Source organism: Colwellia sp. BRX10-1 (assembly GCF_014077545.1).
Taxonomy (GTDB): Bacteria; Pseudomonadota; Gammaproteobacteria; order Enterobacterales; family Alteromonadaceae; genus Colwellia_A.
Genome location: NZ_JACGWC010000035.1, coordinates 15751 through 32979 on the forward strand (window position 1 = coordinate 15751; position 17229 = coordinate 32979).

The following is a 17229-nucleotide window of genomic DNA, read 5'->3' on the forward strand; positions in this document are numbered from 1 at the left end:
CTGCTAAAAAGTATATCTTTAAAGTGACTTGATGTTAACTCAAAGCTCCCGCTTAAATTTAAGCGCTTGAAAGATAATTCTATTGAGGTAATATCTTTAAAAAATAATAAAACATAGATAAAAGGATTTATATGAATTTACTAAAAGCACTGATACTTTTGGCCATCGGTGCAGCACTCGGTTATGGCATTTCGTCGACCACAAGAAGTCATCAAAATAATTCGAGGTTGCCCGCGGTAATAGCTGTTGAAACATCATCAACCTTAAAAAAGACAGTAGACCTACAAGAGCAAGCGACTCCCCTTGTACAAACTCAACCACAAGTCATCAATCACAAGCCAGCACCCCTTGCTATTGCTGACAATGATGAAGTGTTGACTCAGCAATACCTTGATTTAAGAGCTGAGCATCAACAATTAAAAGACAAGTATAAAAAATCTAAACGTAAAGTGTCATCATTGAAATATCAATTAAGTGAATTTGATGGCAGTGAAGCAACCGACGAAGAAATGGAAAAACTCGCTCCTGAACCGTTCAATTTGTTCCTGAGTGCCTTTAGAGGTAAAACGAGAAATGACATCTATGATTTTCATCAAAAAGAAGACGATTTAGATTGGGGTTATAATATGCAAAACAATATTTCAGACTTTGTACAAACCCACTATGATGGCATGAACGTAGATTTAATATCAGTTATTTGTAAACAGCCCTATTGCGAAATTCTAGTGACTGAAAAACAAGAAGATGCTTGGGACAATATTATCAAAGACTTATCGGTACAAACATGGTGGAAATTCTCATCATTTTCAACGTCAACAAAGTCAAATGAAGATAATGAACTCTCTATCTATGCTTTCTTCACTCAATAAAACGTCTCCTTGAGAACCGATACCACCATAAACAAAAAAACCTGCATGAGCAGGTTTTTTTTAATATCAAAAAGCGTCAAACTAAGACATATGCATCAACATATTGCTTGGCTCTTCTAAGAATGATTTCCACAAGTTACAAAAACGGGCAATTGAACCGCCATCAATAACACGATGATCACCAGACCAACTTACTTGCATAATGTAACGTGCTTCAACTTCACCTTTATCATTAAAGCGTGGTAATTTTTGTAATTTACCTAACGCAACAATCGCTGATTCAGGTTTATTGATTATCGGTGTAGCAACCGTGCCGCCAATCGCGCCAATGTTTGAAATGGTAATAGTTCCACCCTTCAAATCTTCTGCACCAACACGACCTGCACGGGCAGAGTCAGTTAAACGCATGATATCTTTAGCAACGTCAACAATAGATTTGTTCTGTACTTGCTTAACATTAGGGACGAGTAAGCCGACTTTAGAGTCAACTGCCATACCAATATTATGATCGTCAAAATAAGTAATTTCAGTACAATCATCATTAACTTGCGTATTTACAATCGGGAATTCTTTTAATGCTAAAGAAATCGATTTCATGAAAAACGGCATCATAGTTAATTTAATATCTTGTTTCGCATAAGCGTCTTTCATACCGCTGCGTAACGCCATTAGATTCGTCATGTCAATTTCTTCACAATAAGTAAAGTGAGGAATCGTTGACACTGAACGTACCATAGCCTTTGCCATCGCCGCTTTAATACCGCGAATAGGCTCAACACGTTTACCGCCACTTTGTGCCACAGCAACAACTGGCGCTACATTTTCAGTGCTTATAACTGGCGCTTTAGTGAAAGAAACAACGTCTTCTTTATAAACACGCCCTTTCTTGCCACTGCCTGGTATTTCATGAATATTAACATTTAATTCGCGAGCTACACGGCGCACCGCCGGGCTAGCAACAGCTTTACTGTTAATAATCTTTTTCTCAACAGCTGCTGCAATAGTTGTTAAAGCCACTTTTTCAACGGCAGAAACCGTTGGCGTTTCAAGAGTTTCTGCCGCGACAACTGCATTCTGATGGCCATTAGCCGCCAGTTTTTCTATTTCAAATAAAGGCGCATGTACTTTCGCAATTTCACCTTTAGCATAGTAAAGCTTAGTCACAGTACCGTTATGCATCGCTGGAATTTGTACTAGCGCTTTGTCTGTCATTACATCAGCAATGGGTTGATCTTCAACAATCACATCACCTTCTTTAACTAACCATTCAACGAGTTCACACTCAACAATACCTTCACCAATATCAGGTAAGATAAAGTCTTCACGTTCAAGTGTTGGCTCACCATGAGTCGAAGCCGCAACTGAATGCTCAGCAACTGGCGAACTTGGCGCAGCAACCACTGGGCTTGCTTGCACAGGCGAAGGTGCCTGCTCTTGATCGGTTGTCATTGAAAAAAGTGGCTGATGTACTTTGGCAATATCGCCCTGAGCGTAATAAAGCTTAGTAACCGTACCATTATGCATCGCCGGAATTTGTACCAGCGCTTTATCTGTCATCACATCAGCAATGGGCTGATCTTCAACAATAACGTCGCCTTCTTTAACTAGCCATTCAACTAGCTCACATTCAACGATACCTTCACCAATATCGGGTAGAATAAAATCAATACTCATGACAAAAACCTTAGTAATTTATGCTGTGTTTAATGGCTTCGTACACTTTTAAGTGGTCGGCAACATATTCTTTTTCTAGTGATAATGGGTAAGGTGTATCCATACCACAGATGCGTGCAATCGGTGACTCAAGGTGTAAGAAACACTCTTTTTGAATCGTTGCTGCAATTTCACTAGCAAAACCCGCCGTTAATGGCGCTTCTTGGCTAACAACTAAGCGTCCTGTTTTGGTAACAGAATTAACAACCGTTTCAATATCCCATGGTAAAATAGTACGTAAATCTATGATTTCACATGAAATACCATCAGCTGCAGCCATTTCAGCCGCCTTCTCTATTATTTCCATTTGTGCGCCCCACGCTAATAACGTGATATCACTACCTGGCGTAACAATTTCAGCTTTGCCAAGGGGTAATTGATAGTCTTCTAAAGGCACTTCGCCCACAGAGGCACGATACAAACGCTTAGGTTCAAAAAAGATAACCGGGTTTTTATCGCGAATAGACGCTAACAATAAACCTTTTGCTTGGTAAGGGTTACGAGGTACAACAACTTTTAAGCCCGGTGTATGAGCAAAATAAGCTTCTGGTGATTGGCTATGATATAAGCCTCCCGCGATACCGCCACCGTATGGTGTACGTATCGTTAAATTACCCACATCAAATTCATTACCACTGCGGTAGCGAAACTTTGCGGATTCATTAACAATTTGATCGAAAGCAGGGAAAATATAATCAGCAAATTGAATTTCAGCGATAGGCACACTGCCTTGAGCTGCTAAACCATTAGCAAAACCAATAACACCTTGTTCAACTAGAGGTGTGTTAAAACAACGTAATTTACCAAATTTTTCTTGTAAGCCACTGGTTGCGCGAAAAACACCACCAAAATGGCCAACATCTTCACCAAAACACACAGCTCGTTCATTTTCTGTCATTGCAATTTCAAGTGCGTTATTAATTGCATGTAATAAATTCATTTGTGCCATTATTTAATTCTCCCCGCGGTGAATGGGTAGGCTTCTGGATACTTTTTAATATGTACTTTCAGCTCGGCAAGTTGTGCTTTTAATAGCGTTGGTGGTTCATCATAAACATCAGTGATTAAATCTTCAACGGGTGGTTTATCAATTTTTTCAGCAACTTTTACTGCCGCTAAGACTTCTTCACGTAATTTATCAAACAAGGTTGTCTCTTGTGCTTCATCCCACCACTTATTCGCTAACATCCAATTTTTCATACGAAGAATAGGATCATGTGCTTGCCATTTAGCTTCTTCTTCACGCGTACGATATCCAGAAGGATCATCTGAGGTAGAATGTGCACCTAAACGATAAGACATGGCTTCAATAAGTACTGGCTTGTTTTCTGCTAAAGCATAAGTACGAGCATCTTGTGTCGCTTTTAAAACCGCAAGTATATCGTTGCCGTCGATTCGAATCGTTTTAATTCCGTAACCCACACCACGAGAAGCAATACCATTACCTGCGTATTGCTCATCTGCAGGTGTTGAAATTGCGTAGCCGTTATTACGACAGAAAAAGATAACAGGAGCACGATGTACTGCTGCCATATTTAATCCCGCATGGAAGTCACCTTCTGACGCAGCGCCTTCACCGAAATAACAAATTGTTACCGCGTCAAGCCCTTGTATCTTCTGGGCATATGCATAACCGGTCGCTTGTGGTATTTGAGTAGCTAGTGGCGATGAAATCGTCATGTAGTTTAATTCACGGCTGCCGTAATGAATGGGCATTTGACGACCTTTGCCTAAATCCTTTTCATTACTGAACATTTGATTCATGAAGTTTTCAAGTGAGAAACCACGATACATTAATGCACCTTGCTCTCGATATTGCGCCATGATCATATCTTGAGGTTTTAAACCGGCAGCACCACCGACACTTGCGGCTTCTTCGCCAAGTGCGGTCATGTAAAAGCTTAAACGACCTTGACGTTGCGATGCGACCATTCTCTCATCGAGTACACGGTGAAACGCTAACGTTTTATAAATTTTTGTTGCTGATTCTTGATCAATTTCAGGAAGCTCAGCACCTTCATATACGGTGCCGTCTTGTTGTAATACTTTGAGGATGGGAATTTCAACTGAATGACCATCAATAAAAGCGGGTTGATGTACCACCGGACTTTCTTTATATACGTCAGTGTTCATAGCCTTCTCTTCTCTTCTTGTCTTATGGAATATGTTCATTGCAGGATTTGCTATACCCATTATTCTTAATGTAAGTGTACTTAGTTTTAGTACTTTTTGGGTTTTGCGCAATGAGCTGCTGTAAATAATCGAACGTACTTTACCTTTACGTAAACTGAAACACAAGTTGTGTGAGCTAAGTAAAATTTTGGGCATACGGCAATATCATCAATATGCCCATAAAAGTTTACATAAGCATGACCATTATTCGATAGATGTGGGAATAACGGTTAATAATGCTCGCTGCCCAATAACAACATTAGCATTAGGGAAGATAATTGCTTCCCCGACTTTATCTGTTTTGATCTCGTTACCATCATCTATTGCGAGTACGGTACCTTTTGGAAAGTCAGTAAAGTTTTCAACGTTATCAGAAAAATTTAAAGCAAAGTTTTCACCCTGACGATTAATGGTTTGGTAGATCTCATAAATACTAAAGTCATTTTCATCATAGTCTTTTAGCAACAAGTCTTGTCCTGAAATCAAACGCGTTAGTGTTTCTTTAACTTGAACGAATTTAGCCATGTCATTTTCACCAAAGGGCATCACTTTGCCTAATTCCACAGTAAAAGCGTCAGCATTAAATTCATTTGATGAAAAGTAACTAAAGGTCGTGGTGGGTGAATGCGAAAGTAAAATAGTACTTACCCCACACGCATGCATAAATTGAAGTTGAGATTTTTTCCAAGCTTTACCATGTCGAAAAGGATAAACCGCAAATTTATCGTTTTTTGAGCCTCTAATGGCGGTATGTAAATCGTAATGACAACGCTCTCTCTCTTTATTACTGGATAAGCTTTGACCTTGCTGGAAAAAATCTCGCACGGTATTTTCAAGTAATAAAGCACGGTGGCGTTCTTTATTAATTAAACCCGCCCCCTGTCCCTGATCAGCAGAATGGCCACCAGAGAATAAACGATTCATATTTTCTTCAATAAAACGCTCAGAAATGTTAATAGAAGCTGGGTTGCCAAAAATAAACAGTACACGCTCGGTACAAGCAAGCTCTCCTAAAATAAGCTTTTTAATGAGCTCAGCACAAATTTCAATTGGCGCGGTTTCATTACCGTGCACGGCACTAGAGAGCACAATGTCTTTATTAGATGTTTGCAGTTCAACGGGTTCAAAAGTAATAAGACCGGTATCAAGTACGGTAACGTTTGTTTCGCTATTACTTTCTTGATGTTTAACTTGAAAGGAAAAACGTCCTGCTATTGACCACTCATTTGCACGAGTTAAGGCGAGAAAGTCACCCGTAGATTGTAACGCTTGCTGTTGTTCTTGTAAGACTACTTGTAATTTATTCAAACCACATTCACTAAGGCAATAAAAATTACTTATATTGTACAAAAAAATAGAGATTATTGCTTGGTTTGATCACAATAAAAGTTAAAGCGACGATAAAGAAAAGTGATGAGAAGTAGCGACGTTTGGCAGTGCTAGCATATAATATGGGTTAATGATTTAGGTCACTAACCCATATTATTATGTTATTTCAATTTATAGCAGGGTAAAAATTCTGATACCTTTATCTTAACTATCGACCTATAAACCGGCTTTAGTAAAAGCAGCACTTACCAGTACTTGGGCTTCGGTAATAATAAGGGCTAAGTGTTTTTGATCGATAAAACTCTCGGCATAAATTTTATAAATATCTTCGGTCCCTGAAGGACGAGCAGCAAACCAACCATTGTCAGTCGTAACTTTCACACCACCAATAGCGGCATTGTTGCCAGGTGCGTGTGATAAAACTTGGTTAATTTTTTCACCAGCGAGCATCGTAGTCGTAATGTCGTTAGCGCTTAATGAAGTTAGCACTTGTTTTTGTTCAAAACTTGCAATGGCTTCAACACGGCCATAACAAGGCTCACCTAATTTTTCAGCAAGCTCTTGGTATAGTTGATAGGGGTCTTTACCGGTAACAGCAAGAATTTCTGCTGCCAGTAACGCCATAATAAAACCGTCTTTATCTGTTGTCCAGCAACTACCATCACGAGATAAAAAAGCAGCACCCGCACTCTCTTCACCACCAAATGCATATGAAGCATCACTGAGACCATCGACAAACCATTTAAAGCCCACCGGCACTTCTGATAAAGGACGGTCAATATAGTTAGCAACACGGTCTATAAGTGAACTAGACACTAACGTTTTCCCAATTTTACTGGTTTTAGGCCAGTCACGATGAGTCATCAAATAATATATAGCAACGGCTAAGTAATGATTAGGGTTCATTAACCCGCCCGTGCGAGTGACGATACCGTGGCGATCAAAATCGGGATCATTGCCAACAGCAATATCAAACTTGTCTTTTAAAGCAATGAGTCCGGCCATGGCATAAGGAGATGAGCAATCCATGCGAATTTTGCCATCTTTATCAAGTGGCATAAAAGCAAAACTGGCATCAACAACAGGATTGACAACTTCAAGATTTAACTGATATTTCTTTGCGATAACTGGCCAGTAATGAATCCCTGAACCACCAAGCGGATCAACACCAATTTTAACACCGGCTTTCGCAATAGCTTTCATGTCAACCACTTGTTCAAGTTCGTTAACATAAAAAGTAATAAAGTCTTGTTTTGATAATAAAGCGGACGAACAAGCTTGCTGGTAGCTAACTTGTTTGACATTGATGAGCTTTTCGGCAATTAAGTCATTGGCTCGTTGTTCAATTTTTTTAGTCACACCACCTTCAGCTGGCCCGCCATGAGCTGGATTATATTTAATGCCGCCATCTGTTGGTGGATTGTGAGAAGGGGTAATAATTAAACCATCGGCTTGCTTATCTTTATTTATCGATAATTTATTATGAGCAATAATGAGCCTAGAAATAACCGGGGTTGGTGTAAAACCATCATCGTCTTGAATAACGACCGGGATGTTATTAGCAATTAACACCGACAGCGCATTAGCAAAAGCGGGCTCTGAAAGGGCATGGGTATCTTTACCTAAAAACAATGGCCCTTTCAATCCTTGTTCAATGCGATGTTCGGCAACTGCCTGGCAAATAGCCAGAATATGTTGCTCATTAAAGCTGGTTTTACTGGCATTACCGCGATGACCTGAGGTACCAAAAGTTACCCTTTGTGCGGTAATGGCAACGTCTGGCCTTAATAAAAAATAATCACTGACTAATTTACCAATATTGATACGGTCTTGTGGTCTAACTGGTTTTCCTGCGTGTGCATGAATAGTCATGATATTCCCTTTATTTTTTATTTAAATATTATCGTCGACAACTTTATACGGCTTATAAAAGATCTCTAATATTTTCGGCATCTTCGTTAGTGTAACCTAACATTAGCGATGCTTTCGTTAACATCATTTTTTTACGGGTAGTGTTCGAGTTTGTCATTACCCAAAATGGACTATCAGGTATTTGTAATGGTTTGGTACTGCTACCACTGGCGGAAAGCTCATCTTTGCTTTTGGCAAAATATAGACGGTCTCGCCCGCGGATCTCAGAGACAACAGCAAAACTTTCACTGTGCACGCGATATAAAGCGGCAAGAATAAGTAAAAATCGACCAACTGCACCACGTTGCATGGCTAACTCTTCTTTATTGATATAATTGAGTACATTATCAATACTAGGTGGTTCTGCCATTACTTCTTCAACTATCACGGCTTCCATTTCGATATTTTCTTCAACGCCAGGCACTAAGTTGTCAGTGGTGACTTCAACATCTTGAACACTTTCGACAAGATCATCAAGCGCATCTTCAGCTAACGTTAAACTCAGTAAGCGACGCAAGATTGACGAAGCACTTTCGCCAATAAATTGGGTATTCGACACTATGTGTTGATAAAGTTCTTCATCTATTTCAATGTTTTTCATTAATTACCCTAGAATTTTATTATTCGCGCAGGATTATACTTAGCTTAAGGAAAACTTTCCAGCGCCAATATCTCGATAAAGCCTCAAAATAATTGCATGGTGCAATAAAAGCTAAGACAATAAAGGTTAAAGCAAGTATATACATTCGATGAGCTATCAATGACTAAGAATTTACATTACCAACAACAAGGCTCCGGCGCCGATATTATTTTAATACATGGCTTATTCGGTAGTTTAGAAAATCTCAATATGGTGGCAAAAGGTTTAAAAGATAATTACCGAGTAACTAATATCGATGTGAGAAATCACGGTTTATCTTTTCACAAAAATTCAATGAGCTATCAAGAATTAGCCCAAGACGTTGTCGATCTAATGGCAATGATTAATATTGAACGTGCCCATATCCTTGGACATTCGATGGGCGGTAAAATAGCCATGCAGCTTGCACTAGACCATAGTGAAAAAGTGGATAAGCTTATTGTTGCTGATATCGCGCCTGTTGCCTATCCACCTCACCACAATCTAATTATTGAAGGTTTACAAAGTATTAAGCTTGAAGACATTCATAATAGAAAAGATGCAGACAAGCAATTGTCTGCATTCGTTGATGACATAGGCGTTAGGCAGTTTTTATTGCGTAATTTAGTGGCCAAAGATGGAAAATTCAATTTCAAATGCAATTTAGATAATATTCAGCAATGTTATCGACAAATAATGGCGGCAAATGAAGGTAAACAAGATTTTAAAGGTGAAACCCTTTTTATCAAAGGTGGTAACTCTGATTATATAACCGCAGCGCATCGTGATATTATCCAAGCATTATTTCCAAATAGTCGAGCCAAAATCATACAAGGCACGGGGCATTGGTTACATGCAGAGAAAACGACAGTATTTAACAAAATTGTTAATGACTATTTAAGCCTTTAATATCGACTTATAAACGCTTTAAAACGAATGAATCAAATAACCTTTTTAGGTTTGCTACAATTAATTGATTGAAAAAATAGCGTCAAATTGCCTTGTCATTTGTGGTAAAAATTATGTGTTTAAGCGTTAGATTATGCTATAGTGCGCCTGAAATTTTTAGGGTGAATTATGTTAGCTGAAAACTTAGAACTTATTGAAACTATTGGTTTGAATTTATTTTTTGCTTTTATCTTTATTTTCATTGGCTTATCAGTCCATGATGTAATGACAAAAAATGATGTTCCCAAAATGGGCCGTATGGTCGTTTATTTGGTTCTATTTTTAGGTTGTGCTGGCTTTATTGCCAAAGGCATTATTCAACTGGTTTGGGAAAGCCAAGGGGTTGGGTAAGAGTTAACAATGGCAAAAGAAGCAAGTGATTTAACCACTATTGATTTGTTTAGTGATGAAAAGCGTCCCGGGCGCCCAAAAACAAATCCTCATTCGCGTAGCGTGCAAGTAAAAATAAACAAGCGCAATCAAGTTAAACGCGATAAAAACAATGGCTTAAAACGAGTTGAGTTTAAAATACATCAAGACTTGTTTGAGCAACTCGACGACTTAGCTAAAGTTAAAGGTGTTAGTCGCGGAGAACTTATTGAGTCGATATTGAAAAATTCAATGACGACACCAGCATTAAATATTAGTAAATAAGGGTTTTATACCATGGCAATTGTAGGTTTATTTTTCGGTAGTGATACAGGCAATACTGAAGCTGTCAGCAAAACTATTCAAAAAAAGTTAGGCAAAAAATTAGTTGAAGTAAAAGACATCGCAAAAAGTACAAAAGAAGAAATAGCTGAATTTGATTTAATCATTTTAGGTATTCCAACTTGGTATTATGGCGAAAATCAATGTGATTGGGACGACTTCTTACCTGAGCTTGAAGAAGTAGACTTTACCGATAAGTTAGTCGCTATTTTTGGTTTAGGTGATCAAGAGGATTATTCTGAATACTTCTGTGACGCAATGGAACCTTTAAAAGATATTGCCGAGTCAAGAGGCGCAATTATTGTTGGTAACTGGTCAACTGAAGGTTATGAATTTGAAGCATCTAAAGCCTTAGTTGATGAAAAAACGTTTATTGGTTTATGTATTGATGAAGACCGTCAGCCAGAATTAACTGAAGCGAGAATTGACAAGTGGGTTACTCAAATATTTGAAGAAATGTGTTTAGCAGAACTTGCAGACTAATTTATTTCTTATAACCCACTAATAATAAGCCTGTATCGACAGGCTTTTTTTTGTCTTACTTTTACCTAATTAGGTCAATAAAGTCGGTTTATTCTTCTGACGTATATATAAACGCCTATTTAGTTTAGCCACTAGCTCACCATCAATATTTTTGACATAAACATTGACCGTGGGTTGATATTTTTCACCATGACGGGTTTTTTCAATAATCTCATTAATAAAATCATCACTGACGTAAAAATCAGCTGTTACTTCGCCTTTCCCTGGTTTGATAAAGTCAATGTCAGCTGATTTATCCCAGACATAATATTGATTATCTAAACGCGCTAAAATCATTAACACATAAAAAGGGTCGGTCATCGAGAATAGAGAACCTCCAAAATGTGTGCCTAAAGCATTTTTATTCCATGCTCGCATTTTTAAACGCACCTTGGCTTGTCTAAAATCACTAGATAGCTCTGTAACTTTGATACCCGTAAATAAAAATGGCGGCCAAATATTTAGCAGTAATTTTAATAACCACGCTTTTTTTAACATCTAAATCTCCTTTGATCCTATAATCACTAGCTCATACAGCTCATCGTACCAGTAAAGCTATTGGTGTTTATACAAATTTCGAAAATCAAAGCCAATGAATTTACTATTCATTTCAACTAAGGCTTCCCTCAAGCAGAAGAACCCCCTATAATTTTGTTTAAATTACCGAATTAGAGAATTAAAGTTAATGGCAGACCAAAATGAAGAGCTAAAAAGAGCTGGATTAAAAATCACCCTGCCGCGAATCAAAATTCTCACTATTTTGCAAAATCCGAATAATCAGCATATTAGTGCGGAAGATGTTTACAAAATATTATTAGTGCAGAATGAAGAGATTGGCTTGGCTACCGTTTACCGTGTACTTAATCAATTTGACGATGCGGGCATTGTTAGTCGTCATCATTTTGAAGGCGGTAAATCAGTTTTCGAATTAAGTCATAAAAAGCATCACGACCATCTTGTTTGCTTAAAATGTGGCAAAGTAGTTGAGTTTGAAGATAACGTCATTGAACAACGCCAAGAAGATATTGCTAAATCACATAAAATAAAGCTAACAAACCATAGTTTATATTTATATGGTGAGTGTGAAGATGAAGAAGCTTGTGATTCATACCGAACATCTAATAGCTAAGTTGTAGTATGAATTTCGCTTGATAAAACCTGCTTTTAGCAGGTTTTTTCTTTACTGAACAACAATATAATTTCGACAAGTATTAAGATAAATTAGGTGTGTAAATAATCTTTTTCTAGACAAAGAAAAAGCGACATAAAAGTCGCTTTTTTCGTTGCTAATTATAATGCTGCAAATCCATTTGCTAATTTTTAAATTTCCTAAATCATACGGAAATTATTTTTGGGTAATATCACTTTACTCAAACTTTATTACTATCCTTAATTAACATCCATTTCAGTACTAACTGTTCATTTAATTCCTTTAAATGACTCCGTATAAGCAGAGGTATTATCTCTGTGTTAAGTATCCCTTCTCAGCTAGTTTCATCCATAAATTTTCATTCATTATAAGCGTAGTAAATTAAGTTAACTTCAGCACTTGTTGTTGCATCCATTCATGTAAATCCATTTACCTTCCATTCCGTTGGAAATGTTAGTGTCCTTGCGGGTAAATCCTTTATCAACTGAATATTAACTTATACCACTTTCCATTTCGTACTTCCTATACGTGTTCAACAAATAGTATTTATCCCTTAAACTTATTTGTAGTGTTATCCATAACTTGTGTCGTCCTGACAAGATAAATATTAGCATTCATGTGTTTTGTCGCTAGCAAGGTAAACGAAATAAAATTAACGTTATTTTGTCTTTTTATCGAACAATTCAAATTTATTACTATTAAACATATAGTTACAAAGTGTTTCTTTTTACACTTACAAATTATTGTATGATCACTGACGTCATTGTGCGAAATGGCTTACACCAGAGGTGTGACTTTGTCGGAAGGTATCAAGATGATAAGTGATGGAATATGAAAATATCACTGAAAGTTAAAAGAAAATTGGTTACTCTTGCCAAAGTTTTCAGATCAAACAATATTTTTAGGAGTTTATGTGCTTTTGTTGAAGTCACTATTTTGTTTAACCGGTTCAGATAATCGTCATCGATTCATCGCTATTCATATAAGTTGTTACTTGTTGTTTACCCTTACTAGCGCCATTTTTTCTTTTAACAACTTATTATCTTTTATGGCCTTGTCTATTTTTGCAGGTATTTTTACTCTTTCAACAAAGCGTCGTCTAAATGATGCCAACCTCAAGATAAGCTGGTTGCTGCCACCTACAGCCAGCTTTTTACTTGCTGGGTTAATTATAATCATCAGTGATAACACCATAAGCTACTGGTTACTTTTACTCCCTTTAGCTATTTCTACATTCTTAATGACCTACAAAAGCCAAAAAATTAATCATATTCTTGGTTACGCTGGTGATGTCGATTTAACGGGCTATATAAAAAAAGGAAGTTCTCAACCTCAAAAACGTATAGAACCGACATTTAATCAGCACGAAGTAAAAGATTCATTGGCAAGCTCCTATCAAGATACCCCTGATACGTTGGCTCAACATGATAACAAAGCTAAAGACTCGCCTGTTTCCCCTGCTAATGATATTGGTGAAGCGATCAGGCTGAAGCTACTTAACAATAAACAGAAGGTATTAGTGTTAACAGTACTAATATTAATCATCATAATGGCAATAATTCTGCCATCGAGTATTACCTCAGTTGATGATGACGTTATAGCAGCAAACACTAATGAAACAACAGCCATAGAGCAATCAAAATTATCCCTGAGGCACGAAGTTACACTGCCTGATAACTTTTCTTTATTGGCATCATCTTTTGATGGTATTACTATAAAATGGCAGGGTGACAAATCTATTAGTGGTTTTTTATGGCAACAAATGACCGCACAAGGTGATAAAAGCTGTCAGGTTATCTCTTATGATAGTGGTGAAGTGATTAGAACATTGGACGTTAATCAAGAAAATAATGGTGACTATTTAGCGCGGTTTTCACCACTAGATACTAAAGTGATAATCAAGAATATTGCCATTAGAAGCAGCTTTACTTTATGTGGTTATACCTTTTCTCTTAAGGGTAGCCAAGCCATTTTAGGTAAGCACCCATATTATTCAACATTCCTTGAGAATTAAATTACTATATTTTAAGCAAAAAAATACGGCTCTAAGAGCCGTATTTCCTGAACTAGCTTATATGCATCCTGCATATTATATGTGTCCCGCTTCATCCATAAAGAACTGTCCGTAGTGTTTCCTAATAATCCTTTGCTTTCCATTCATCTTCCGTGATTGCAACTCGTCCTGAGTCACATCAATAGTGATATTTCATCCTTGGGCTTATTCCGTCAGCCGTTATTCCTTTAACCTAAATCCATTTAGTTCATTCGATGACTCCTGTCATCTGGCTTGTTCCTCTAGCCGTTATTCCTTTAACCTAAATCCGTTTAATTCCTTCGATGACTCCTGTCATCGGGCCTATTCCTTCAAGCGTCCTTTTAAGAGTACTCTACTCTATCGGTCTTCCTGACCTGCATCTTCCTGATGTGGTTAATATTACGTTAATTAAGATTTATTCGTACCCATAATAATATTTTATATTTAACGATATAAAAATGTAACAAGCATGTAAATATACAAAAACCAACATAATCAACAACTAAAGTATATAACACGTCTTTTTTTTTACATCTACTTACTCAATATCTTACATTTACGTAAGATATGTCTTACAAATATTTAATCAAAAATGCAATAGTCTGCAATAAATTGCGTGGTTCGTCACAAATAATGAGAAATGACTCACACGATGAGGAAATTTAACATTTAAGTTACACCGGAGAAAATTTTGTAACTCGTCAACGATCCAATAAGGTCAGCAAAGATACGAAACCGGACGTTAGCCTTGGCTTATCTAGCGACAAGAGAACCGATGAAAATCAGCCCTGCGTTAGATAATAGAATTGTTCTAAATTTCATCAGGAATCTATAAAGTCAAAAATTCTAATTTGATTAGAAAATACCAAAGCGGACATTAAATTAATATGATTTTAGGTATTAAATTCTATGGCGCTTCGGGGCACTAAGCGTATATGGATTTGATCTGATTTAGATTGCTTATTAATGTTTTAAAAATCAGGTGTTCATTTGAAATTTCATTGTAAATCAATTTGTTCCTTGTGATTAATAATCAATGTGATATATTTTTTGTGACTAAAAAAAGAACACATTGGAATTGTGTAGCTTTTTAAATGGAATATCAAACATGCATAGGGTTAAGGATGAATAGCAACAATTGTGAAATTAGTCACGTTCGTGAGTATTAGTCGTTAGTCTTTTAAGTTAGAAGTAAATGCATTTTGTTGTTCCAATAATTTAATTATAACAACAGGTAAGTTAAATGATTGATAGAACAAAAAAAACAAACTACATCCGTTTAAAAACGTTTACATTAAACATAGTTAAACTTGTGATGACACTCACTTTTAGCTTTGTATTCACAATTAGTATAGTGTCGGCTAATGAAGTAATAAAAAAGGATAAAGGAACACGTATAGAGCAAAGAAATGCCATCAAAAAAATTGGTAACCTCAGTAAATTAAAGTTTAACGCACATGGCATGCCATCAAATATCGAAGGTGAATTAGGTTATTACAACCCAGCGACACACGATAAAGATATTAATAAGTTAATTAAAAATATTGGCGCTATATATCATCTACAAGCTAACCAGTCTTTTAAAATAAGAAGAGTTAATAACTCATCAACGGGTTATCATACTCGGCTAGACTTATATGTAAATCACATAAAAGTAGAGGGTGCTGAATTCATTATTCATACCGACAACAATAATAATATTTATGCTATCAATGGTAATGTTATTTCTTCTGAAAATTTGGCCATTCAAGCTTTAATCACTCAACAGCAAGCGCTTAATGCATCATTAGATATATTAAGTGATAACAAAAATATAAATATCCTAGATCAGCCCAAGTTAATTTATGTGGTTGATGCTTTAGGGGGTGCTCATTTGTCATGGTTATCTTTAATTGAATATAAGGATAATAATGGTAGTCAATACCTTGATAAGATTTATATTGATGCCACAAATGCTCAATTTATCATGCGAACACCTCAAATTCATAACGCTTTAGATAGAGAAATACGCAGTGCTGGCAATCAAGATATCCCTTTAGGAACAACAACTCTTATCTCTGAGGGAGGCTCATCTTCAGACACTACCGCTATGGATGTCTATGAACATCTAAAAACAACGTATGATTATTTTAATAATAAACAGGGTATTGACTCTTTTGATGATAATGGCACAAGCCTAAAAGCGACTATTCATTATGTAGTAAGTGATGTAGGACAGCCAGATGAAAAAAATATTGGCCGTTGGGATTCAAACAATAAAAGGTTCCTCTTTGGTGATGGGGATGACAGCCTGTTTTCTTCTTTAGGACGTTCTTTAGATATTGTCGCCCATGAATATACTCATGGAGTATCGAATGAAATAGGCCCGACATTTATCTATCAACAGGGTGCTAACGGTAAATTTATTGGTGAGTCAGGAGGAGTAAGCGAAGCTCTTAGTGATGTTTTTGCTACAGCTGTTGATATTTTTAAAAACGGTCAAACAAGCAATACTTGGCTCCTTGCTGAAGATGTATGGAAACCAGCCGTTAGTGGTGATGCCATGCGGTATATGAATAACCCTACTAAAGATAATAATTCATTAGATTTTTATTTAGACCTCACTTCTAATACTGAGGTCCATGATAGCTCAGGCATAATCAACCTTGCTTATTACTTGTTGGTCAATGGCGGTTTTCATCCACAAGGACGAACCAGTCACCCTGTAGAAACGGGGGTTGGCCATACAAAAGCAGAAAACATCTTCTTTCAAGCACTTACCCAATACATGACTAGCGCTGAAACCTTTATAGATGCGATGGAACATACGGCAAGAGTTGCCCTACAAGTACACGGTAATAATTCAAATGAACACAAAGCGGTTTGTGCTGCATGGAGTGTGGTTGGTATACCTAATGACAGCTCGGTTTATTGCGCTAGCAGCCTGCCAAACAAAACAACTTGGCTTAATAAAAGTTACTCTTGTTCAAATGGTGGGGCATTAATTAATACTTCTTGGGGAATTGTTAATGGCAGTTTAGCTTCAGGAGAGTTTTATCAGCTTGAACACCGTAATGGAAAATACGGTGTTTGAGCAAAAATATTACCCTATAGCCAATCAACAAGTCACAGTGAAATTTATTTTAGTGGTTTGCAATATTTTAAAGCAAGAGTCTGTAACCATATGGGTGACTGTGGCACAGCAACGTCAACTTTAGTAAATGCTAGTTGTGGTGGCGGTGGTGGCGATTTGTAATAAATTAAGCTCAGG

Annotated in this window: 15 protein-coding genes; 8 read left to right on the forward strand and 7 right to left on the reverse strand. The window is 37.0% G+C overall.

The window, feature by feature from the left end; all coding sequences use genetic code 11:
• Window positions 1-131: 131 nt before the first annotated feature.
• On the forward strand, window positions 132-869 hold the full coding sequence (locus H4J75_RS18190) for a hypothetical protein (RefSeq protein WP_182217707.1): 738 nt from the start codon (window positions 132-134) through the stop codon (window positions 867-869).
• Between the two features lie 81 nt (window positions 870-950).
• Here the strand turns inward: H4J75_RS18190 and H4J75_RS18195 are convergent, their stop codons facing one another.
• The 6 genes from H4J75_RS18195 to seqA all read right to left on the reverse strand — a co-directional run bounded on the left by H4J75_RS18195 (window position 951) and on the right by seqA (window position 8595).
• Entirely contained in the window at window positions 951-2543 is a 1593-nt protein-coding gene (locus H4J75_RS18195; RefSeq protein WP_182217709.1) for a dihydrolipoyllysine-residue acetyltransferase, read from the reverse strand.
• Between the two features lie 10 nt (window positions 2544-2553).
• Entirely contained in the window at window positions 2554-3531 is a 978-nt protein-coding gene (locus H4J75_RS18200; RefSeq protein ID WP_070376283.1) for an alpha-ketoacid dehydrogenase subunit beta, read from the reverse strand.
• Window positions 3531-4715 carry a thiamine pyrophosphate-dependent dehydrogenase E1 component subunit alpha gene (locus H4J75_RS18205; protein ID WP_182222886.1) on the reverse strand — a complete coding sequence of 395 codons (1185 nt, stop codon included), beginning with the start codon at window positions 4713-4715 and terminating at the stop codon, window positions 3531-3533. Before H4J75_RS18205 ends, H4J75_RS18200 begins: the two co-directional genes overlap by 1 nt.
• Before the next feature lie 243 nt (window positions 4716-4958).
• Complete coding sequence (astE, locus tag H4J75_RS18210; RefSeq protein WP_182217713.1) at window positions 4959-6062, reverse strand: succinylglutamate desuccinylase; 1104 nt, start codon at window positions 6060-6062, stop codon at window positions 4959-4961.
• Window positions 6063-6299: 237 nt separating this feature from the next.
• A complete protein-coding gene (gene pgm / locus H4J75_RS18215) occupies window positions 6300-7955 on the reverse strand; it encodes a phosphoglucomutase (alpha-D-glucose-1,6-bisphosphate-dependent) (protein ID WP_182217714.1) in 1656 nt (551 codons plus the stop codon).
• A 52-nt stretch (window positions 7956-8007) separates the two neighbouring features.
• Window positions 8008-8595: a replication initiation negative regulator SeqA gene (seqA, locus tag H4J75_RS18220; protein WP_182217716.1), complete on the reverse strand. Its 588-nt coding sequence runs from the start codon at window positions 8593-8595 to the stop codon at window positions 8008-8010.
• Window positions 8596-8754: 159 nt separating this feature from the next.
• Here seqA and H4J75_RS18225 point away from each other — a divergent pair, with 159 nt between their 5' ends.
• The 4 genes from H4J75_RS18225 (at window position 8755) to fldA (ending at window position 10755) form a co-directional block, all read left to right on the forward strand.
• Complete coding sequence (locus H4J75_RS18225) at window positions 8755-9522, forward strand: alpha/beta fold hydrolase (protein WP_182222887.1); 768 nt, start codon at window positions 8755-8757, stop codon at window positions 9520-9522.
• A 168-nt stretch (window positions 9523-9690) separates the two neighbouring features.
• Entirely contained in the window at window positions 9691-9912 is a 222-nt protein-coding gene (locus tag H4J75_RS18230) for a DUF2788 domain-containing protein (RefSeq protein ID WP_070376277.1), read from the forward strand.
• Between the two features lie 9 nt (window positions 9913-9921).
• Window positions 9922-10215, forward strand: a complete 294-nt coding sequence (ybfE, locus tag H4J75_RS18235; RefSeq protein ID WP_182217720.1) for a LexA regulated protein — start codon at window positions 9922-9924, stop codon at window positions 10213-10215.
• A gap of 12 nt (window positions 10216-10227) precedes the next feature.
• Window positions 10228-10755 carry a flavodoxin FldA gene (fldA, locus tag H4J75_RS18240; RefSeq protein ID WP_070376275.1) on the forward strand — a complete coding sequence of 176 codons (528 nt, stop codon included), beginning with the start codon at window positions 10228-10230 and terminating at the stop codon, window positions 10753-10755.
• A 69-nt stretch (window positions 10756-10824) separates the two neighbouring features.
• Here fldA and H4J75_RS18245 read toward each other — a convergent pair whose 3' ends face one another.
• Complete coding sequence (locus H4J75_RS18245) at window positions 10825-11292, reverse strand: DUF4442 domain-containing protein (protein ID WP_182222888.1); 468 nt, start codon at window positions 11290-11292, stop codon at window positions 10825-10827.
• Between the two features lie 187 nt (window positions 11293-11479).
• Here H4J75_RS18245 and fur point away from each other — a divergent pair, with 187 nt between their 5' ends.
• The 3 genes from fur (at window position 11480) to H4J75_RS18260 (ending at window position 17052) form a co-directional block, all read left to right on the forward strand.
• Window positions 11480-11923: a ferric iron uptake transcriptional regulator gene (fur, locus tag H4J75_RS18250; RefSeq protein ID WP_070376273.1), complete on the forward strand. Its 444-nt coding sequence runs from the start codon at window positions 11480-11482 to the stop codon at window positions 11921-11923.
• A 940-nt stretch (window positions 11924-12863) separates the two neighbouring features.
• Window positions 12864-13958 (forward strand): hypothetical protein, encoded by a 1095-nt coding sequence (locus H4J75_RS18255; RefSeq protein ID WP_182222889.1) that lies wholly within the window; start codon window positions 12864-12866, stop codon window positions 13956-13958.
• 1264 nt (window positions 13959-15222) lie between these two features.
• Complete coding sequence (locus tag H4J75_RS18260) at window positions 15223-17052, forward strand: M4 family metallopeptidase (protein ID WP_182222890.1); 1830 nt, start codon at window positions 15223-15225, stop codon at window positions 17050-17052.
• Window positions 17053-17229 lie beyond the last annotated feature (177 nt).